This is a genomic window from Rhizobium esperanzae (assembly GCF_014197615.1).
Classification (GTDB): domain Bacteria; phylum Pseudomonadota; class Alphaproteobacteria; order Rhizobiales; family Rhizobiaceae; genus Rhizobium; species Rhizobium esperanzae_A.
Map to the genome: position 1 here is coordinate 18,028 of NZ_JACIFY010000029.1, position 19,504 is coordinate 37,531.

Here is a 19,504-nt window from a genome sequence, read left to right on the forward strand (position 1 = left end):
TCTCCTCCTTCTTGTCACGTCTGCTCTCCATCCCTTGGTAATCATACCATGGATGGAAAAGGCCGCGCCGGTTTTTGAAGCCGGCGCGGCTTGGGTCTTGTCGTTTTACTTGATCTTCGGGTTCAGCAGCGCGTCGATCTTCGGATCGGCCATATTCGCCTTGGTGACGAGGTTTGCGCCGGTATCGACATTGGCTTCGACCTTCTCGCCCTTGGAGACGGCAAGCGCGGTCTTGATGCCGTCATAACCCATGCGATAGGGGTCCTGAACGACGAGGCCGGCAATGGCGCCGTCCTTGAGGAAGCCGACCGTCTTGTCGTCGCTGTCGAAGCCGATGACCTTGATCTTGTCGCCGAGCTTGTTTTCGGCGATCGCCTGGCCGACACCCTGCGCCAGGATCAGGTTCGAGGCGAAGACGCCGACGAGCTTCGGGTTGGCGGTGATCAGGTCGGTCATCATGTTGAGGCCGGTCGTTGCCTGGCCGTCGCCGTACTTGTCGGCAATGACCTTCAGACCCGGATGCTTGGTCTTGATCTGATCCAGGAAGCCTTCACGGCGCTGTTCCAGCGAGCCGACGCCGGGAAGGTTGGTGAGGATGACGATTTCGCCCTCTTCCTTGCCGGTCATGCCCTTGATCGCAGCAGCCAGGCCGTCGGCGGCGATGCGGCCGCCCTGGACGTTGTCGGTCGTCAGGAACGAGCTGAATGCCTTGGAGTCGGCGGCCGAGTCGATGCCGATGATCGGAACCGACTTGGCGGCTTCATCGATCGGCTTGCCGAGCGCCTTGAACTCGGTCGGCGAGATGACGACGGCGGCCGGCTTGCCGGCAACGGCGTTTTCCAGAATGCTGATCTGGCCGTTGATGTCGGATTCTGCCTGGGCGCCGAGTTCCGGCACGTTGACGCCGAGATCCTTGCCGGCCTTGCGGGCGCCGGCCAGAACGATCTGCCAGTAGAAGGACGTGGTGTCCTTGACGATGATCGGGATCGTCACGTCGGCGGCAAAGGATGTGACCGGCATCGCCGTGGCGATGACGGCAGCACCCGCGAGCGCGGTAAAGGCGCGGCGCGACAGAAGGGATTTCACGATGGTCATAAGGGTTCTCCTCTCAGGATGCGTTCTCCTCCAATAAACCGGACCGCTGAACGCTGGCGGAGGGTTTTTATCGATAAAAAACATTTGCAGGGAGAAGCTAGCCGAGGCGCAATCAAATTGCAAGAGCGTCGATCCGGCTTTTTTGCTTTGGCAAACTCCCTGCAAGCGACTGATTTTATTTCAATACAACGATAACCTAAAATAGCTATCGGCTCAGATCGACCTCATGCGGATGCACGACGCCTTTTTTTAAAATCAGGTTGCCATACAGTCGAAACTCGGTGGTCGCGACGATATAGGCAGCCTTGCGGGCCATTGCGTAAAAGGCAAAGCGCTCCACCGGCACGATACGGAAATCGCCGGCGCGCCGGGAAACGATTTCCTGGAACTCGGCGCAGACTTCGGGCACGGCTTGCGGGTCGCCGACCACCTCCATCCGCCAGGCCGTCTCAGGCACGAAAGTGTCGAGCGGCATGTGGGTCAGGATCGCCTCGGCCATGGCGGTGGCGCTGACGCCGTCGGCGCGGATGACCGGCGGGCCCATCGAGCCCGAAGGGAAATTGGCGTCCGATATGACGATGTCGTCGCCATGCCCCATGGTCTTCAGCGCATGGAGCAGGTCGGGGCCGAGCAGCGGATGAATTCCCTTGAGCATAGTGTCTCCTCAGACTCGCACGGCGTCAGCGCCAAGCGGCGGCGCGACCAGCGTATAGGGTTCGAATTCGCCGTAGATCGCGTCGGCCAGCCGCGGTTCGACGATTTCCATGTTGCGAGTCAGGCTCGAAGGCTTGGCTGTACCGATCAGCACCGATGCAACGATCGGCTCGCGCAACGGAAATTGAAGCGCCGGAGCGGCGAGCGGCACCCCGTGGCTTTTGGCGATCGCCTCCATGGCGCCGACCTTGGCCAGCACGTCGTCGGTGGCCGGCATATAGTCGAAATGCGAGCCCGGCACCGGGCCGGTGGCGAGAATGCCGGAATTGAAGACGCCGCCGACGACAAGCGAGGTGCCCTTCTGCCGGCAGAGCGGCAAAAGTTCGGCAACGGCCGAGCGGTCGAGCAGCGTATAACGGCCGGCGAGCAGGATGCAGTCGAGGTCGGCATGGCGCATGACGTCGAGGCAGACCGGCACTTCGTTGACGCCGAGGCCGAAGGCGGAAATCGCGCCTGACGAGCGAAGCTCCTCCAGCGCCTTCACGCCGGAATCGAGAAACTGTTTCAGGTGGACGGCATTTTTTGCCGCGCCATGTGTGTAGCCGCCGAGATCGTGCACGTAGAGAATGTCGATGCGGTTGAGGCCGAGGCGGGCATAGCTGAACTCGACCGAGCGCATGATGCCGTCATAGGAATAGTCGTAATCGGCATCGAAGGAGAGCGGATCGATATAGCCGTAATTGGGCACGGTGCCGGTCGGCACCGGCCGCAGCAGCCGGCCGACCTTGGTGGACAGCACGTAGGCGCCATCCGCCTGATCACGCAGGAAATCGCCGACGCGGCGTTCGGCAAGGCCCAGCCCATACCAGGGCGCCACGTCGAAATAGCGGATGCCGCTGTCCCAGGCCGCCTGCAGCGTGTCGATCGCCGCCTCGCGCGGGCATGCGCGGTAAAGACCGCCGAGCGCTGCCGCGCCGAAACTGATTTCGGTCACCTCGAGCCTGGTCTTGCCGATCCGTCTCGTCTTCATCATTCCTCCTCGCGAAGAATTAGAAATTCGCTATCTCAGGCCATCCCGGGAAAGCCGTGAAGCGGCTCCGGGAAGCGCGTAAAACAAGGATTAGAGCGTTGCGCCCAGATGCCAGGGCACGAATTCATTGTCGCCGTAGCCGAAGAGCTCGCTCTTGGTCTTCTTGCCCGAGGCCGTGTCGACGATCAGTTCGAAGATCTCGCGGCCCTTGCCGCTGATCGTCGCATCACCGGTGGCGATCGTGCCGCAATCGATGTCCATATCCTCTTCCATCGAGGCATAGAGCGCCGAATTGCTGGAAAGCTTCAAGGACGGCGCCGGCCGGCAGCCGAAACAGCTGCCGCGGCCCGTGGTAAAGGCGATCATGTTGGCGCCGCCGGCCACCTGGCCGGTCGCCGAAACCGGGTCGTAACCGGGTGTGTCCATGAAGACGAGGCCGGGGGCGGTGACGCGCTCGGCATAACCATAGACCGCCGTCAGCGGCGAGCGGCCGCCCTTGGCAACCGCGCCGAGCGACTTTTCCAGGATGGTGGTCAGCCCGCCGCGCTTGTTGCCGGGCGACGGGTTGTTGTCGAGCGAGGCGCCGTGCAGGGCGACATAGTCTTCCCACCAGGCGATCTTCTCGTCGAGCTTCCTGGCCACCTCGTCGCTGACGGCGCGGCTGCGCAGCAGATGTTCGGCGCCGTAGATTTCCGAAGTCTCCGACAGGATCGCCGTGCCGCCGGCCGCTGCCAGGAGATCGGCGGCGACACCCAGCGCGGGATTGGCGGTGATGCCGGAAAAGCCGTCCGAGCCGCCGCACTGCAGGCCGATGATGATCTCGCCGACCGAGATCGGCACGCGCTTCTCCTTGCCGACATCGGCGGCAATTTCGCGCAGTATGCCCATGGCGCGCTCGACCGCGCGGCGCGAGCCGCCGGCATCCTGGATGTTGAAATGCCGCTTGGCGGCACCGGCACCGCTCTGGCCGTACAGCGTCAGCTGGTTGACCTCGCAGCCCAGGCCGATCATCAGCACGCCGCCGAAATTGACATGCCTGGTATAGCCGGCAAGCGTGCGATGCAGCACGTTCATGCCGTCACCGGTCGAGCTCATGCCGCAGCCCTGGTCGTGCACGATCGGCACGAAACCGTCGATGCCCTCGTAATGCGGCAGGATCGTCCGGTTCGCCTCGTCGGCGATCGCCCGGCAGACCGTGGTGGAACAGTTCACGCTGGCGATGATGCCGATATAGTTGCGTGTCGCCGCCCGCCCGTCGGCGCGCCGATAGCCCATGAAGCTGCGCGCCTTGTCTTCGGCGGTCGCCGTTTCCGGTGCCGAGTTGGCGGTCGCGGCCAGCCGGTCGTTTTCGAAATGCAGATTGTGGCTGTGCACATGGTCGCCGGCCTTGACCTCGGCCGTGGTGCGGCCGATCGCCTGGCCGTATTTGACGACGGGGGATCCCAGCGGGATATCTGATATCGCCACCTTGTGGCCGGGGTCGATCTTCTCACGGGCCGTAATGCCGGCAACCGTCGAACCCGGCGCGATTGAGCCCGTTGCGACCGCGACATTGTCGCCGGCCGACAGGATGATCCAAGGCAGTTTGTCCAAGTCTCTTCTCCCTGGAGCATGATGCCGAAAAACCCCAAGCGGTTTTCGGGCGGCATCCTGCTCTCGCTGTTGAACTCAGAAACGCTCGCTGCATCGGCGAATGCGCATTGATTTTGTTTTTTATCTACAATAAACATTTTCAAGTCAACGGGAATATTCATCCTGTGGACGAGGGAGGCAATGAGCCGCAGACGGCTGGAAATACGCTAATGGTCGTTTGAACAAGCCCCGGTCCGGCGCCGTCCTGCTTCTCGAGCGGGGATGGTGGTTCCGACACGCGGGCGAAAAGCGGGGGTCTGATGGCAAGGCAGAACACGGTCTTCAAGGAAGCCTATAACAGGTATGCCGCGGCGCTCCGCACGGATACCGCCCTGCCTTCGGAGCCGGAGATCGCCGCCCAGCTCGGTGTCAGCCGCTCGACGGCGCGCGCCATCCTGACGCGGCTCAGCGAAGAAGGCATCATCCGCTGGAACAAGCGCCAGAAGACCGTGCTGCGCCAGCCGACCGACCGCGACCTCTTTCCCTCTGAAGAAACCGATTCCCTGCATGACATCATCGAGCGCAGCTTCATGCAGCGCATCCTGGCCGACGATGCCGCGCCCGGCATGCAGATCAACGAGCTGGAGCTTGCCCGCGAGATCGGCACCGGCACGACCAGCGTGCGCGAATTCCTGATCCGCTTCTCCCGCTTCGGCCTGATCGAGAAACGGCCGAACAGCCACTGGACGCTCAAAGGCTTTACCCGCGAATTCGCTCTCGAACTGGCCGATGTGCGCGAGATGTTCGAGCTGCACTCGGCGGCCGAATTCGGCCGGCTTCCCAAAGGCCATCAGGCCTGGGCCGATCTTGCCGCCATCCGCGACGACCATCACGCCATGCTTGCCGACATCAACCAGCGCTTCCGGGATTTCTCCGTCCTCGACGAACGCTTCCACCTGCTGATCCACCGCGCCTCGAAAAACCGCTTCATCGCCGATTTCTACGATGCGATCGCCATCGTCTTCCACTATCACTACCAGTGGAACAAGACCGCCGCCCGCGAGCGCAACGAGCGCGCCATCCACGAACATCTGGATTATATCGCCGCCCTTGAATCCGGCGACCAGGCCGCGATCGAAAAAGCCTGCCGCGCCCACCTGCACTCCGCCCGCCAGACCCTGCTGCAATCCCTGCCGCAGATGGCGAGCGAGAGCGGCTGAGGTAGGGAGGGAAACGCCGAACCACGCGCCATGAAGAGAGTTTGCTATGAACACGGCTTCATGGACGGCCGTCGCCAAGCCGATCACTTCCCCTTCAACTATCTCTCGGCAATTGAGACAATATCCTCTCGCGCGCGGCGCGCGATGCGGAAAGACGCTGCCTCGCATCTCCCAGCACTTTCACTGATGCTTCCTTCGGCGTGCCGGAAGAAAACGGCGGTGCGGGCGCATATTCCAGCGCGAGTTGGATCGTTTCGGCTTCCGTTCGCCCGAGAAGCTCGCCGATGACGGATAGTCCGAAATCGATGCCCGAGGTTACGCCGCCTGCGGTGATCAGATTACCATCCTGGACGACACGCTCCTCGACAGGCGTGGCGCCAAAGCGAGGAAGGAAATCGAGCGCATTCCAATGGGTCGTAGCGCGTTTGCCCTTGAGCAGCCCCGCCGCCCCCAGCACCAGCGCACCAGTGCAGACGGATGTGACGTAGCTTGCCTTTGCCGCCCGCTCTCGAACAAAAGCCAGCACCATCTCGTCGAGCAGCAGTGCGTTGATACCGCTTCCGCCCGGAATGCAGAGAACGTCGAGTGGCGGGCATCCCGCAAAGGTCGTGGTTGGCCTCAAAGTCAGCCGTGTGGAGGCCAGGAGCGGCTGCAAATCCTTCCAGATCAGGTGAACCTCTGTGTCTTCAGCCGAGGCGAAGACCTCGTAAGGGCCGGTGAGGTCAAGTTGCTGAACATCGGGGAAGACGAGGATTCCGAACGAAAGAGGCATGGGGAAACTCCTGATTGACTTTCCCGATCCTAATGGAGCAATAATTGGCGTGTTTGCCAATCATCCCTCGGTTTATGCCAAATCGCACTCGCCGTATCGAAATTCTGACCTTCCCTGATAGCCAACTCCTCGATGTGGCAGGACCGTTGCAGGTCTTTGCAACGGCAAACGATCTGGCAGTGCTCGAGGGCAAACCGAGACCCTATGAGACTGTCGTGGTGGCGGAATGCGCTGAGGTGAAAACATCGGCGGGCCTCGCTTTGGCAACCTCGCCGCTGCCGTCGACAGATACGCCGTTGGACACGCTTGTCGTGGCGGGAGGCTGGGGTGTCAATGCGGCTTGTGAAAACCGCGATCTGGTGGAATGGGTCAAATGCCGCTCGAAGGCGGCGCGGCGCACCGCTTCCGTTTGCAGCGGTGCATTTTTGCTGGCGACAGCCGGATTGCTCGACGGACGGCGTATCGTCACGCACTGGCAGCGTTGCGCGGAATTCGCGAAACGCTTTCCGCTGGTTCGCCTCGATCCCGACCCTATTTTTATCCGTGATGGCGACATGTGGACATCGGCTGGCGTGACAGCGGGGATCGACCTTGCCTTAGCGCTCATCGAGATCGACCTGGGTCGGAGGGCAGCGCTCGCTGTTGGGAGGCAGTTGGTGGTTTTTCTGAAGCGACCGGGGGGACAGTCGCAATTCAGCACCGTCTTCTCGCTGCAGGAAAATGACGGGCGTTTCGACCAACTGCACGCATGGATCATCGAAAATCTGAGCGGCCCGTTGCCGCTGGCGGCACTCGCCGAGCGGGTCAACATGAGTTCTCGCAGTTTTTCGCGGCATTATCGGCAGGCAACAGGGCTGACGCCAGCCCGCGCGATCGAAGACATACGGATCGAAACCGCCCGACGCCTGCTGGATGAAGGCCAGTCCGTTGCCAGGGTCTCCAGGCGTTGTGGTTTCGGGTCGGAGGAAACCATGAGAAGGGTATTCCTGCGCCACTTCGGCACCAGCCCAAAAGCCTATCGTGAGCGTTTCGCCAGGCAGACTCCGCTACGACCCTCCACACCACCCTCATGAAACCTTCTGATCCATAAGCCGTTATCGTGCTTATGACCGGCGCTAAACTTCATCCGAAATCGGTCGACGGCCCCGAACCGCAGGGTTCCAAGACGTCGACCGAAGAGAAGGCATCGACTGTCGAGGTCGTGCCGCCGCCGGAGGTCAATGAACCCAGCCCGGAACTCACGCCCGAGGAGGCCGAGCAGGCGCGCAAGAAATATCTGCTCAAACGGTTCTGGATCAGCGCGCGCCGTTACTGGGGCCGCAGCGGCGAGAGGCTCGCCTGGCCGTGCACACTCGGGCTGCTGGCCCTGATCGGCATCAATGTCGGCTTCCAATATGGGATCAATCGCTGGAACCGGGCAATTTTCGACGCCATAGAGCGACACGATGCCGGCACCGTCTATTTCCTCAGCGCCGTCTTCCTGCCGCTCGTGCTCGGAACCGTCGCCGTCGTCACCACGCAGGTCGCCCTTCGCATGATGATCCAGCGCCGCTGGCGGTCCTGGCTGACGACCGCAGTCATCGGCCGCTGGCTGGCAAATGGCCGTTACTATCAGCTGAACCTCATCGGCGGCGACCACAAGAACCCCGAAGCCCGCATTTCCGAGGATTTGCGGATTGCCACCGAAGCCCCGGTCGATTTCATCGCCGGTGTCATATCGGCCTTTCTCTCGGCCTCGACCTTTATCATCGTGCTCTGGACGATCGGCGGCGCCCTCACTCTACCGATCGCCGGTTTGACTGCCACCATTCCCGGCTTTCTCGTCGTCACCGCCGTCCTCTACGCCGCGATCACCTCCAGCTCGATGGCGGTCATCGGCCGGCATTTCGTCCAGGTCTCCGAGACCAAAAACCAGACGGAAGCCGAATTTCGCTATACGCTGACGCATGTGCGGGAAAACGGCGAAAGCATCGCCTTGCTCGGCGGTGAAGAGGAGGAGCGCAACGACCTCCACAAGACCTTTGCCAAAGTGCTCGCGCAATGGGCGCTGCTCGCCCGCCAGCACATGCGCACGACGCTGGTGTCGCATGGATCGATGCTGATAGCGCCTGTCGTGCCGGTGCTGCTGTGCGCCCCGAAATTTCTCGAAGGCAGCATGAGCCTCGGACAGGTCATGCAGGCGGCCTCCGCTTTCGCCATCGTTCAGGGCGCGTTCGGATGGCTGGTCGACAACTATCCCCGTCTTGCCGATTGGAACGCCTGTGCCAGGCGTGTCGCTTCGCTGATGATGTCGCTCGATGGGTTGGAGCGGGCCGAACAGAGCGACGCTCTCGGACGCATCAAGCATGGTGACACGCAAGGCGAGGCGATGCTCAGCCTCAACGATCTCTCCGTGTCGCTCGATGATGGCACTGCCGTGGTCAAGGAAACCCGGGTGGCGATCGAACCCGGCGAGCGGGTGCTGGTGGCCGGTGAATCCGGTTCGGGCAAGAGCACGCTGGTGCGGGCGATCGCCGGTCTCTGGCCGTGGGGCGAAGGCAGCGTCGATTTCCACCCCGACCGGCGATTGTTCATGTTGCCGCAACGGCCCTATATCCCCTCCGGGACGCTGCGCCGTGCGGTTGCCTATCCCGGCGCTGCCGATCGCTGGACGGCGGATCAGATCAAGGCGGCCCTCGACAAGGTGGGACTGGATTACCTGAAAGACAGGATCGAGGAAGACGCGCCGTGGGACCAGACCCTGTCGGGTGGCGAAAAGCAGCGGCTCGCCTTTGCGCGTCTCTTGCTGCACACGCCCGATATCATCGTGCTGGATGAAGCAACCTCGGCGCTTGATGAGAAGAGCCAGGACCGGATGATGCAGATGGTGATCCATGAATTGCCTGAAGTGACCATCATCAGCGTCGCCCATCGCGTCGAGCTGGAAGCCTTCCATAGCCGCAAGATCACGCTGGAGCGACGCCGGGGCGGCGCAAAGCTCGTCAGCGATATCGATCTCGTCCCGCGCAAGAGAAAAGGCAACCTGTTTTCACGCGTCCTGGAGAACCGCCGCTCCCTGCAGAAGGGCGGCACCAGTTCGAATTAGGCAGCGCAGCCCCGAATGGAAAGCTAGCGGTTAAAATTTGACGGCAGCAGACAGGCAAATTCTTGGTAGGAAAAAAGTTCAGTATTATATGCTGGTTATCCAGGTGCTTCAGAGGGTAACTTTGCGCCGTGACGCAAGAAAAACCAACAGTTATCCGCCGCTTGATCTCATTGGTCAAAATCGTATGGACCGTTTCGATCGTCATGACGGCCACAGCCGTGGGCGCCAGCTACGGTTGGCAAAGTCACGGCTTTGTCGGAGCGTTGGCGCTTGGTTTTGTCGGCCTTGTTGCCGGAGGTTTCCTCAGTTCACCGTCGGTTCTTTTGGACGTGCTGGTAACGCTGTCTTAAACGCCTTTTCGACCTCGCTCTCGAACCTCTGCCTTGTCAGACAATCTTGTCGACGGCGAGCGGCGTCGAGACGCCCGTTTTCGCTCTCGCTGATCCCGCTCAATGCGAAGCGGCCTCGCTTGCGACCGCCGCCTCTTCGCGCTTCCAGCCATGGCCGACCGGGATCAGCCAGGTGGTGAAGAAGGTCAGCACCGCGACGACGACCACGCCCCAGAAGCTCCAGTGCAGCGCCGCATCGAAGACGGCGCGGATTGCCGGATCGGCGGCGAGCGCCGAGAGCCCGGTCGGCTGGTTGAGCGCCTCATGCAGGCCCGCTGCCGCCTCACCGCTCGCATAGTGGTTGATGCCGGCGTTCAGGATCGCGCCGAGCACGGTGGCGCCGAGCGTATTGCCGAGGCTGCGGGCAAAGATGATCGAGGCGGTGGCGCTGCCGCGCATCGACCATTCGACGCTGTCCTGCACCAGCACGATGCTGGTCAAGCTGATCAGACCCATGCCGAAGCCCATGAAGAAGGAACCGACGCCGGCAAGGGCGGGCGAACTTTCCGGCGTCAGAAACAAGAGGAAGCAGGCGCCGAAGGGAAACATCAGGCTGCCGACGCGCAGTGTGCGGCGAATGCCGAAAGCCCTGTAGAAGCGGCTGGAGAGCATAACCGCCAAAGGCCAGCCGACGACCAGCATGGTGAGCGTGAAGCCGGCAACGATCGGTGAGCGGCCGAGCACGCCCTGCACATAGATCGGCAGGATGGTGGAAAGCCCGATCAGCGCCATGCCGGCGAGCAGCGTTGCCGCATTGCTGGTGGCGATCAGCCTTCGGCTCCAGAGCGGGATCGAAATGATCGGCTCCGGCGCCCGCTTTTCCTGCGCGAGGAAGAGAATGCCGGCGACCACGAAGACGGCGAAAAGTGAAATCAGGATCCAGGCGCCGGCATCGGTCTCCGTCAGCATGACGAGCAGCGCCACGATCGAGATAGAAAACAGCAGCGCGCCGAGGTAATCGATCTTCGCCTGCTTGTGCGCCACCTCTTCTTTCAAAAAGATCATGAAGGCGATGATCGAGAGAATGCCGATCGGCAGGTTGATCCAGAAGATCCAGGCCCAGGAAATATTGTCGACGATGATGCCGCCGGCGAGCGGCCCGACGACGGCAGATGTCGCCCAGACGGTCGCCATCGCGCCCTGCACCCGGCCGCGCTCCTCGAGCTTGAAGAGATCGCCGATGATCGTCATCGTCACCGGCTGGATGGCGCCGGCGCCCAGCCCCTGCAGCAGCCGGAACAGCACCAGCGACATCATCGACCAGGCAAAGCCGCAGAGCAAAGAGCCGGCGAGGAAGATCAGGATGCCACCGATCAGCACCGGCTTGCGCCCGAAAATATCGGAAAGCTTGCCGTAGATCACGGTCGTCGTCGACTGCGCCAGCAGGAAGGCCGAAAACACCCAGCTGTAATAGGAAAAGCCGCCGAGCTGCCCGACGATGCGCGGCATGGCGGTTGCCACGATCGTCGCCTCGATCGCCACCATGAAGGTGGCGAGCATGATGGTGGCGACGACAAGCACGCGGTTCGAGCGATGCGCTGCATTCGACATGACGATCCTCTTCGGGTGCTCCGCGGACGCCGGAATACGGCAGGCTGGCTGGGTGTGGGATAATGCGCCAAGTGCGGAGTGACGTGTAGTTTTACGTCCGCAGTCGCGAGTCGTAAAGCCGTTCCCGCGGCAGCCGTTATTTTCGTCCGATGTGGGAGCGGCCGAAGCGAAGGCCCCGGCGCCTTCGCCCGGAGCCTCATTTCGTCAGAAAGTCAGGGGGCCCATCCGCCCTCATTGCGGGCAGGCCTCGCCGCCCGACCCGCCGCCATCCGCGGAACCGGCGGTGCAATTCGGCGTCGGCTGCAGATCCGGATTGACCCCACCGGGATTGATCGTGCTGCGGCCGCGATTGAGCTCGACCCCGCCATTGCCACTGGTGCTGCCGGTCGTGCCGGGATCGGTGCCGACGGAACCGCTGCCCTGCGAATTGGTGCCGGTAGAGCCGGTGCCAGCCGAACCGGTGCCGGCGGAACCACCGCCCGAATTCCCCGATCCGATAACCGGCGCCACCGAAAGCCGCCCACTGGAATCCGCCCCGCCCGCCGCCTGCGCCAGCGCCGGGCCGGCAAGGCCGATGGAAAGCAGCGATATCGCGATGAATTTGCAGGACATGATTTTCTCCATGCTTGTTGTCACAGGGAGAAACCAGTTCGGTAGTAGCATGTTCCTGTCGCGGTTGTTGTCTTCACGGTCGTTTGATCGGGGCGGAAACCTCGATGCGCAACTGCTGGTGGCGTGGCTCGGTTGTATCCAAGCAGAACGCGTCGAGCAGCTATCGTAGCGTTAAAACGGGAATGTGGGCGGGACAAGCGGGCTATCAAGGCTCGAAATCTGTTTAAACCCCGGAGCGGCCTCAGCTTCGAATCATGCGGCCGGTACTTGCTAAGCAGATCGGCGCTCGTCCTCGCGCGCCGAAGCATCCACGGGCGTCGCTGTCAGCTTGTATCCGAGAGCTGCAGCTACACCGATGAGCGTCGAGAGCTTTGGGTCGCCTTTTTCACTCAGAGATTTGTACAGAGCCTCACGGGTAACGCCGGCATTCCGGGCGACTTGTGACATGCCACGAGCTTTTGCAACGACACCCAATGCGTGCGCAATATAACCAGCATCCCCGCTCTCGAATGCATCTTCAATGAGATGAGTCTGAGATTCTTCGGTATCCAGAAATTCGGTTGCGTCGAACGGTACGATTTCGAGTGGCATCTCATATCTCCTTGGACATTTCGATTGCTCGCTTAATGTCCCGCTCCTGGCTGTCCTTGTCGCCCCCACACAGAAGAATAACGACAACGTGCCCCTGCATTGCAAAATACAAACGATACCCAGGACCGTAGTCGAGCCTCAATTCCCCGATGCCATCGAAGAACTTGTGGTCTCCCAAATTGCCGGCCTCCGCACGAACGATGCGCGTGACAATACGGTCCCTTGCATTCCGGTCCTTCAGTTTGCGCAGCCATTTCCGGAATTCGCTTGTCTGAAGGACTGTGTATTTCTGTGAACTATAATTAACGCCCTGTCGGGAATAGTCAACTTTTTGTTGATCGGAGGTTCGGCCGCCGGGGTGTTCGCCGGCAGGTCGCGGCTGCTTGGCAACCGGTTCCTCTATTTCGCCAAATATTGCGGCGGGCAGCTTTTCTTCAGGTGTTTCGTCTGAGGCCATTGGCGTATCCAATAGCAGAGTCGCTTCCAAGGATACAGCTGATATGCGACCCGCTCAATTGCGTTCTAACGACTGAAGCGAAGGCGGCACTTTGACGGCCGAAGCATGCGGCCTGCGATTTGCGTGGCGCTGATATAGGCGATCGTTTGATGCACAAAAGAGCCGAAGCGGGATAAGAGGGACTGCATCATCTTTTGCCCATCAAATCGGCAAGGTGAGTGAAGCGCGAGTCTATGGCGCTGTTGCACCGCCACCCGTCATTCGTCATCCATCAAATGAAACTCCCGCGCTGCCTGAGGGCAGAGAAGGCTGAACTGCTCGATCAGCGGCGGCATCCCCGAAGCGCACGAGACGTCTGAATTCTCCGGTAGCGGGAAAGTGACACTCTGCGGTGTTCCGGCAGAAGGTTCGAAGGAGAGCGTGCCTTCGCTGCAATTGGCGGTGGAGCGGAAAGTGTCTTCCCCATTCTCCTTCGTGTACATCGCCACGCACTGCTTGACGGTCAGTTTGCCGCCATGGGCTTTTGTCTCCCATCCCGGGTCTCGCTTGCAATATTCCTGGAAGTCGGCCCGAGTGAGCTTGCCTTCCATCACTGCATTGCTTGTATCGGTGCCGGTCTTGCTGACGAGCGTTCCGTTCCATCCGGCACAGGAGGCGAGGGGAAAGTCTTTTGCCTGCGCAGCGGACAGGGTAAGTGTGAAAAGCGCGATGCTGAAAAGCGATGTCCGCATAGATCCTCCCAATTGCCAAACCTGCTCGCGTTCGATCGATATCGGTCACGCATATGTCGACGAAGGGCAGCCCAGCCGCCTTGAGTGAAGAAGCCCTCAAGCCGTTGACGCTTTCCCTGACGACTCGCCAAGGCCAGTCTAAAGGTGGATGCAGAATTTTAAGAGAGGAAAAATGGTGCCGCTTGCAGGACTCGAACCTGCGACCCCATCATTACGAATGATGTGCTCTACCACCTGAGCTAAAGCGGCATCTCAGGGCCGAAGCATGCGGCCCACGATTTGCATGGCGCTGATACAGCCATTGTCCGAAGATTTCAAGCGCCCTGTCATGCCTTTGGCAAAAAAGAGGGAAGGGCCGGGAAGGCGCGCCTCAGAGCGCCAGCCGGGCGCGCGCCGCCTTGTATTCGGCCTCCAGCCGGTCGACGAGTTTTTCCACCGGCTCGACGGCCTTGACGGCACTGATGCCCTGGCCGCTGCCCCAGATGTCCTTCCAGGCCTTGGCGCCGCCGGTTGCCTGCTCGAAATCCATCTTCGAGGGATCGGCCGGAGGCAGATTGTCCGGGTCCATGCCGGCGGCCACGATCGAGGGCTTGAGATAATTGCCGTGTATGCCGGTGAAATAGTTGGAATAGACGATGTCGCCGGCAGCCCCTTCGACGATCGCCTGCTTGTAGGCTTCGCTGGCGCGCGCCTCCTGCGTGGCGATGAAGGGCGAGCCGATATAGGCCATGTCGGCGCCCATCGCCTCTGCCGCAAGGATGGCGCCGCCGGTGGCAATCGCCCCGGCAAGCAGCAGCGGCCCGTCGAACCATTCACGGATTTCCTGGATCAGCGCGAAGGGCGAGAGCGTGCCGGCATGGCCGCCGGCGCCGGATGCGACCGCAATCAGCCCGTCCGCACCCTTGCGGATGGCCGAATGGGCGTGGCGGTTGTTGATGATGTCGTGCAGCACGATGCCGCCATAGGAATGCACGGCGGCATTCACCTCCGGCACGGCGCCGAGCGAGGAGATCACAACAGGCACCTTGTATTTGACGCAGAGCGACAGGTCGTGCTCCAGCCGCTTGTTCGACATGTGGACGATCTGGTTGACGGCAAAGGGGGCGGCCGGCCGATCGGGATGGGCGGCGTCGTGACGGGCGAGTTCTTCGGTAATCTCCGCCAGCCATTCGTCGAGCTGGCTTTCCGGCCGGGCGTTCAGCGCCGGAAAGGCGCCGATCACACCCGCCTTGCATTGCGCCAGCGTCAGCTTGGGATGCGAGATGATGAACAGCGGCGAGCCGATGACCGGCAGTCTCAATTTGTCCTTGAGGATCGGGGGCAGGGCCATGGTCCATCGCTTCCATTGACGTTTACGAAAACGTCAATCTCATAACAGAGAAGAAAAGACGATAAAAGAGCGGCTGCCATGCCTTCGCCGATTTCGCCGCGAATATATCAGCCCGAGACAGCTCATCATATAAGGTCCGCAAGCGCTGAAACCTGCCGATTATCCCCGCCGATCAACCGCGGCCCGCCCGCGCAAGGCTTGCGGTTTGCCGCACTTGCCGCTACCGAATTTTGATGGAGAACGGCGGGGATTGCAGTCCGATGCCGAGTTCAAGGTGAAGGACTTGACGTGAGCGGATTAGAAACGGCCATCAGAACAGCGCTCGACAATTTCGAGCGCGACAATCCGGAGGTTCGAGCGAGGATCTATCAGTCGGCCCGCCAGGCGCTGGAAGCCGGCCTGCGCAAGCAGGATATCACCGATACCGAGGTCGTCGCCCATCACCGCCATCGCCTGGAAAGCACCATCCACGCCATCGAAAGCGAGGAGCGCGACCGCCTTCACCCGCGCCAGAGGCCGCCTGAAGTGCCCGTGCCGCCGGTCGTTGAAATGCCGGCGCCGCCGGTTCATCGGGGTGACGTGGCCGATATCGACAATCTCATCGACGGCCCCGGGGCAGATGCACGGAGCCGCGCTCCCGAGGTGGCCCACGGCCGCCGCGACGATTTCAGCCTCGACGACGTGCATGCCGGCAGTACCGATCATCTGGCCGCGGCCCCGGTCGGCGACGAGCGGCTTCTGCGCGGCCAGCGCGCCACCGACATGGATTTCCGCCCGGAGCGGGCGGCAGGCCGCCGCAAGCCGCGCAAATTCTTTTCGCGGCTTCTCGTCTGGTGCGTGCTGCTCGCCTTCATCGGCATCGGCGCCTGGTGGGCGCATACATCGGGCCTGCTGCTGACGGCGGCCGAACGCGACACCAGCGTCGCCAACCCGCCGGCCAGCACCCAGCCGGAGGATTTCACCGGCAATGACGACAGCGCCGCAAAAGCGACCCCTCACACCGATGAGCCGGTGACCATCGATCCGCAGAACAGTTTTTCGGCCGATTGGATCCCGCTGTTCAAGCCCGACGACGCCGACAAGATCCAGAGCGGCCCGCGGGCGCGCACCGAAAAAATCGCCGAGAATGACGGCCCCGCCATCCGCCTGATTTCTGAAAGCGGTGCAGCCGACGGCAATATCGCCATCAGCGTGCCGCCTTCGGTGCTGCAGCAGTTGGCCGGCAAATCCTCGACGATCGCGCTGACGCTGCAGTCGACCAGCGACGAGCCGACGCAGGTCACCGTCGAATGCAATTTCCAGTCGCTCGGCAATTGCGCCCGCCATCGCTTCAACGTCACCCGGGAAAAATCGGATGCGCTGCTGCAGGTGAAGTTCGACCGCTCGCTGGCGCCGAATGCGCCGGGCACGCTTGTCATCAACAGCGATCTCGACGGCAAGGCGCGCGGCATCAACCTCTTCGCCATCCGCATCCTGCCGGGGCAATGATGTGGAATTGCCACCTTTTATTTTACGCGATCCTCACGCAAAGCCGCTGGCTCATTTGGTGAAATTCTTCCGGGCGTCTCGCCTCTTGCTCATCTCGCCCCCCACTCTCCGTCATACTCGGGCTTGACCCGAGTATCCATGCCGCAAGCGCTTCGCTTGAATTTGTTGGGTGGCGGTCGCCTCAGTTCAACAGAAATGAAGTGCTCACCCGCATGGGTCCTCGGGTCAAGCCCGAGGACGACGGAGGGGGGGAGCCTGTGTGGCAAGTAGCGCGAGCGCGCGGTGATTTTGTGCCAGCCTCGGCGAAGCCAATGGCTCCGGCTTTCCGCTCGCCGCCTGTTCCAGGAAGCCTTATTTCAAGAATCCATGCCCGGAGCCGATGATCTCCTCATCGACGGTGCCGAGCACCTTCTTGTCCTTGCCGTCATAATCCATCCGGTTCAGCATGTGGCGGATCAGTTCGAGGCGGGCCCGCCGCTTGTCGTTGGCGCGGATCACCGTCCACGGCGCGAAATCCGTATGGGTTTCCTTCAGCATCCGGTCGCGCTTTTCGCTGTAATCGTTCCATTTCGTCAGCGCCGCTATATCCATCGACGATAGTTTCCAGACTTTCAGCGGGTCGTGCCGGCGGTCGTGGAAGCGCTTCAGCTGCATCTCGCGGCCGATATCGAGATAGAATTTGAAGAAGAAGATGCCCTCATGGGCGATGATTTTTTCAAGCTGCGGCGCCTGTTTGAGAAAATCCTCGTATTGCTGCGGCGTGCAGAAGCCCATCACCGGCTCGACGCCGGCGCGGTTGTACCAGGAGCGGTCGAACAGCACGAATTCGCCCGCGGTCGGAAACTGCGCGACATAACGCTGGAAATACCATTGCCCCTGTTCGCGCTCGGTCGGCTTCGTCAACGCCACGACGCGGGCAAGGCGGGGGTTCATATTCGCCGCGGAAGCCGAGATCGCCCCGCCCTTGCCGGCCGCATCGCGGCCTTCGAACAGCGCCATCACCCGCTTGCCGGTCGCCTGCAGCCAGAACTGCACCTTGACGAGTTCCACCTGCAGCTTTTCCAGCTGCTCGACATAATCTTCTTCCTTGAGTTTCTTCTTGTAGGGAAATTCGCCGGATTCAAGCGCGTGTTCCTCCACCCAATCCGGCAGAACGGGATCGTCGACATCGAAGATGCGTTTCTCTCCGCGAATATCCAGCGCCACGGCCCTGCTTTCGACGTCCTCGCCCATGTGCCTCTCCTCAGCCCGATCGGTTCTTTCTCTCAGGCGAACACAGTTACCGTTGAAAATCAAATCTTTCGCGGTCGGTCGATAATTTTTCATGGGTTTTGGCTGCGGCCCTTCGCATCACGGCGGCATCCGGAAAATTTCTGTCATGAATCGCCGCTATCAGGCAGAGTTCAATATAAATATAAACGAATCGACGCCGCGAGGGCACTTGCAAGACGAAACATCGTGGACAACCAGCCTGTTGGCGCGCATCCGGCGCGAGCGGCCGGTGCTGCTTGCGGCAATCCTCAGCGCCCTTGTCGCCCTTGCCGCCGGCATGAACAAATGGGTCGTGTTCGGTCTCCTGCTGGCCATGGTCCTGACCGCGCTCTTCAACGAGGCGCCTGTCATCAAGGCCGAGCCCGTCGAGCCGGCGAAGATCGAGCCGGAAGCGCCGCCGAGCCGGCTGCCGGAGATTTCCGCCACGCTTTCCGGCCTCGACATCCCGGTCATGGTGCTGTCCGACGACGCTTCGGTGCTTTTCCAGAACCGCGCCGCCGAAAAGGCCTTCGGCGAGATGGCGCTCGGCGCCCATATATCGGCCCGTCTGCGCTCGCCTGGTGTGCTCGACATGGTACGCGAAACCATCGCCACCAACGCCCCGAACCAGATCGAGCATGCCGAGCGGCTGCCCTCAGAGCGCGTCTATATCGTGCGCAGCGCGCCCATTGAATTCGCGGCCGAAGAGGGCGTGCGCGAACGTTATTTCATCCTCTCCTTCCGCGATATTTCAGAGGTCCGCCGCATCGACCGCATGCGGTCGGATTTCGTCGCCAATGCCAGCCATGAGCTGCGCACGCCGCTTGCCTCGCTGCGCGGCTTCATCGAGACCATCCAGGGGCCGGCGAAGAACGATCTGAAGGCGCAGGCGCGTTTCCTCGCCATCATGTTCGATCAGACGACGCGCATGAGCCGGCTGGTCGACGATCTTTTGTCGCTGTCGCGGCTGGAGCTGAAATCGCATATCGCCCCGGACGAGAAGATCGATCTGGTGCCGCTGCTCGGCCATGTCCGGGATTCGCTGGTGCCGCTGGCAAGGGATGTCGGGGTCGCCATCAACCTGCATCTGCCGGATGGCAAGGTCGAGGTGCTGGGAGACCGCGACGAGCTTGTCCAAGTCTTCGAGAACCTGATGGAAAATGCCTGCAAATACGGCCAGGAGGGCGAGGTCGTCGATGTCTGGCTGAAGAACGGCGCCGGTGAGCCGGTCGAGGTCAGCATCATCGACAAGGGGCCGGGCATTCCGGCCGAGCATGTGCCGCGCCTGACCGAGCGTTTCTACCGCGTCAGCATCGAAGACAGCCGCTCGAAAAAAGGCACCGGCCTCGGCCTCGCCATCGTCAAACACATCCTCACCCGCCACCGCGCCCGCCTGATCGTCAAATCCGAAGTCGGCAAGGGCACCGATTTCACCGTCCGCTTCTGACGTGTCCTGTGAGAGGTCTGCGAGGAACGGAGAGGTCGCGGCTATCCCGCTTCGCCCGGTTTACAAAGGTGCCGGCAGGCGGATGAGGGGCAAATTCCACGCAACGACTTTGATGAGGGAACGTGGGTCAGAAAGGCGCCCGGCAACCGCTGGGCCGTCTATGAAAAATTTTGCAATGTCAGGTCGAGAATACGGTCTGAATTTTGCCGTCCGTCGACGTGATTAGTTG

General features: G+C 61.5%; 18 protein-coding genes and 1 tRNA gene. 6 read left to right on the forward strand and 13 right to left on the reverse strand.

Annotation, left to right across the window (positions count from 1 at the left end; genetic code table 11):
* Positions 1-105: 105 nt before the first annotated feature.
* From GGD57_RS27470 to GGD57_RS27485, 4 genes are all read right to left on the reverse strand, one after another.
* The gene (locus GGD57_RS27470; RefSeq protein WP_184473323.1) at positions 106-1,095 is read right to left on the reverse strand and encodes an ABC transporter substrate-binding protein; all 990 of its coding nucleotides are present in this window, start codon (positions 1,093-1,095) and stop codon (positions 106-108) included.
* A 205-nt stretch (positions 1,096-1,300) separates the two neighbouring features.
* A complete protein-coding gene (locus GGD57_RS27475) occupies positions 1,301-1,750 on the reverse strand; it encodes an RbsD/FucU family protein (RefSeq protein ID WP_184473324.1) in 450 nt (149 codons plus the stop codon).
* Positions 1,751-1,759: 9 nt separating this feature from the next.
* Positions 1,760-2,779, reverse strand: coding sequence for an aldo/keto reductase (locus tag GGD57_RS27480; protein ID WP_184473345.1), 1,020 nt, complete (start codon positions 2,777-2,779; stop codon positions 1,760-1,762).
* A 90-nt stretch (positions 2,780-2,869) separates the two neighbouring features.
* Positions 2,870-4,372 carry a UxaA family hydrolase gene (locus tag GGD57_RS27485; RefSeq protein ID WP_184473325.1) on the reverse strand — a complete coding sequence of 501 codons (1,503 nt, stop codon included), beginning with the start codon at positions 4,370-4,372 and terminating at the stop codon, positions 2,870-2,872.
* Between the two features lie 299 nt (positions 4,373-4,671).
* Here GGD57_RS27485 and GGD57_RS27490 point away from each other — a divergent pair, with 299 nt between their 5' ends.
* Positions 4,672-5,571: a GntR family transcriptional regulator gene (locus GGD57_RS27490; protein WP_184473326.1), complete on the forward strand. Its 900-nt coding sequence runs from the start codon at positions 4,672-4,674 to the stop codon at positions 5,569-5,571.
* Positions 5,572-5,665: 94 nt separating this feature from the next.
* Here GGD57_RS27490 and GGD57_RS27495 read toward each other — a convergent pair whose 3' ends face one another.
* On the reverse strand, positions 5,666-6,343 hold the full coding sequence (locus tag GGD57_RS27495) for a DJ-1/PfpI family protein (protein WP_184473327.1): 678 nt from the start codon (positions 6,341-6,343) through the stop codon (positions 5,666-5,668).
* 74 nt (positions 6,344-6,417) lie between these two features.
* On the opposite strand from GGD57_RS27495, the gene GGD57_RS27500 reads away from it, so the two are divergent.
* The 3 genes from GGD57_RS27500 to GGD57_RS27510 all read left to right on the forward strand — a co-directional run bounded on the left by GGD57_RS27500 (position 6,418) and on the right by GGD57_RS27510 (position 9,778).
* Positions 6,418-7,416 carry a GlxA family transcriptional regulator gene (locus GGD57_RS27500; RefSeq protein WP_184473346.1) on the forward strand — a complete coding sequence of 333 codons (999 nt, stop codon included), beginning with the start codon at positions 6,418-6,420 and terminating at the stop codon, positions 7,414-7,416.
* 32 nt (positions 7,417-7,448) lie between these two features.
* Positions 7,449-9,428: an ABC transporter ATP-binding protein/permease gene (locus GGD57_RS27505; RefSeq protein ID WP_184473347.1), complete on the forward strand. Its 1,980-nt coding sequence runs from the start codon at positions 7,449-7,451 to the stop codon at positions 9,426-9,428.
* Positions 9,429-9,556: 128 nt separating this feature from the next.
* A complete protein-coding gene (locus GGD57_RS27510; RefSeq protein WP_184473328.1) occupies positions 9,557-9,778 on the forward strand; it encodes a hypothetical protein in 222 nt (73 codons plus the stop codon).
* 99 nt (positions 9,779-9,877) lie between these two features.
* Here GGD57_RS27510 and GGD57_RS27515 read toward each other — a convergent pair whose 3' ends face one another.
* The 7 genes from GGD57_RS27515 to GGD57_RS27545 all read right to left on the reverse strand — a co-directional run bounded on the left by GGD57_RS27515 (position 9,878) and on the right by GGD57_RS27545 (position 15,089).
* Positions 9,878-11,368 (reverse strand): MDR family MFS transporter, encoded by a 1,491-nt coding sequence (locus GGD57_RS27515; protein WP_184473329.1) that lies wholly within the window; start codon positions 11,366-11,368, stop codon positions 9,878-9,880.
* 231 nt (positions 11,369-11,599) lie between these two features.
* The gene (locus tag GGD57_RS27520) at positions 11,600-11,980 is read right to left on the reverse strand and encodes a hypothetical protein (protein WP_184473330.1); all 381 of its coding nucleotides are present in this window, start codon (positions 11,978-11,980) and stop codon (positions 11,600-11,602) included.
* Positions 11,981-12,250: 270 nt separating this feature from the next.
* Entirely contained in the window at positions 12,251-12,571 is a 321-nt protein-coding gene (locus GGD57_RS27525; protein WP_184473331.1) for an addiction module antidote protein, read from the reverse strand.
* Between the two features lies 1 nt (position 12,572).
* Positions 12,573-13,028: a type II toxin-antitoxin system RelE/ParE family toxin gene (locus GGD57_RS29490; RefSeq protein WP_348646004.1), complete on the reverse strand. Its 456-nt coding sequence runs from the start codon at positions 13,026-13,028 to the stop codon at positions 12,573-12,575.
* Positions 13,029-13,285: 257 nt separating this feature from the next.
* Positions 13,286-13,759, reverse strand: coding sequence for a hypothetical protein (locus GGD57_RS27535; RefSeq protein ID WP_184473332.1), 474 nt, complete (start codon positions 13,757-13,759; stop codon positions 13,286-13,288).
* 173 nt (positions 13,760-13,932) lie between these two features.
* Positions 13,933-14,008: transfer RNA gene (locus GGD57_RS27540), tRNA-Thr, on the reverse strand.
* A gap of 121 nt (positions 14,009-14,129) precedes the next feature.
* Positions 14,130-15,089: an NAD(P)H-dependent flavin oxidoreductase gene (locus tag GGD57_RS27545; protein ID WP_184473333.1), complete on the reverse strand. Its 960-nt coding sequence runs from the start codon at positions 15,087-15,089 to the stop codon at positions 14,130-14,132.
* A 288-nt stretch (positions 15,090-15,377) separates the two neighbouring features.
* Between GGD57_RS27545 and GGD57_RS27550 the strand changes: the two genes are divergently transcribed.
* The gene (locus GGD57_RS27550) at positions 15,378-16,577 is read left to right on the forward strand and encodes a regulator (RefSeq protein ID WP_184473334.1); all 1,200 of its coding nucleotides are present in this window, start codon (positions 15,378-15,380) and stop codon (positions 16,575-16,577) included.
* Positions 16,578-16,928: 351 nt separating this feature from the next.
* Here GGD57_RS27550 and ppk2 read toward each other — a convergent pair whose 3' ends face one another.
* On the reverse strand, positions 16,929-17,810 hold the full coding sequence (ppk2, locus tag GGD57_RS27555; RefSeq protein ID WP_184473335.1) for a polyphosphate kinase 2: 882 nt from the start codon (positions 17,808-17,810) through the stop codon (positions 16,929-16,931).
* 241 nt (positions 17,811-18,051) lie between these two features.
* Between ppk2 and phoR the strand changes: the two genes are divergently transcribed.
* Complete coding sequence (gene phoR, locus GGD57_RS27560) at positions 18,052-19,275, forward strand: phosphate regulon sensor histidine kinase PhoR (RefSeq protein ID WP_184473349.1); 1,224 nt, start codon at positions 18,052-18,054, stop codon at positions 19,273-19,275.
* Positions 19,276-19,504 lie beyond the last annotated feature (229 nt).

Bases quoted from the DNA above. Each gene is read 5' to 3' on its own strand.
- GGD57_RS27470 (WP_184473323.1), bottom strand. From the start codon at position 1,095: ATGACCATCGTGAAATCCCTTCTGTCGCGCCGCGCCTTTACCGCGCTC.
- GGD57_RS27475 (WP_184473324.1), bottom strand. From the start codon at position 1,750: ATGCTCAAGGGAATTCATCCGCTGCTCGGCCCCGACCTGCTCCATGCG.
- GGD57_RS27480 (WP_184473345.1), bottom strand. From the start codon at position 2,779: ATGAAGACGAGACGGATCGGCAAGACCAGGCTCGAGGTGACCGAAATC.
- GGD57_RS27490 (WP_184473326.1), top strand. From the start codon at position 4,672: ATGGCAAGGCAGAACACGGTCTTCAAGGAAGCCTATAACAGGTATGCC.
- GGD57_RS27495 (WP_184473327.1), bottom strand. From the start codon at position 6,343: ATGCCTCTTTCGTTCGGAATCCTCGTCTTCCCCGATGTTCAGCAACTT.
- GGD57_RS27500 (WP_184473346.1), top strand. From the start codon at position 6,418: ATGCCAAATCGCACTCGCCGTATCGAAATTCTGACCTTCCCTGATAGC.
- GGD57_RS27505 (WP_184473347.1), top strand. From the start codon at position 7,449: ATGACCGGCGCTAAACTTCATCCGAAATCGGTCGACGGCCCCGAACCG.
- GGD57_RS27515 (WP_184473329.1), bottom strand. From the start codon at position 11,368: ATGTCGAATGCAGCGCATCGCTCGAACCGCGTGCTTGTCGTCGCCACC.
- GGD57_RS27520 (WP_184473330.1), bottom strand. From the start codon at position 11,980: ATGTCCTGCAAATTCATCGCGATATCGCTGCTTTCCATCGGCCTTGCC.
- GGD57_RS27525 (WP_184473331.1), bottom strand. From the start codon at position 12,571: ATGCCACTCGAAATCGTACCGTTCGACGCAACCGAATTTCTGGATACC.
- GGD57_RS29490 (WP_348646004.1), bottom strand. From the start codon at position 13,028: ATGGCCTCAGACGAAACACCTGAAGAAAAGCTGCCCGCCGCAATATTT.
- GGD57_RS27535 (WP_184473332.1), bottom strand. From the start codon at position 13,759: ATGCGGACATCGCTTTTCAGCATCGCGCTTTTCACACTTACCCTGTCC.
- GGD57_RS27545 (WP_184473333.1), bottom strand. From the start codon at position 15,089: ATGGCCCTGCCCCCGATCCTCAAGGACAAATTGAGACTGCCGGTCATC.
- ppk2 (WP_184473335.1), bottom strand. From the start codon at position 17,810: ATGGGCGAGGACGTCGAAAGCAGGGCCGTGGCGCTGGATATTCGCGGA.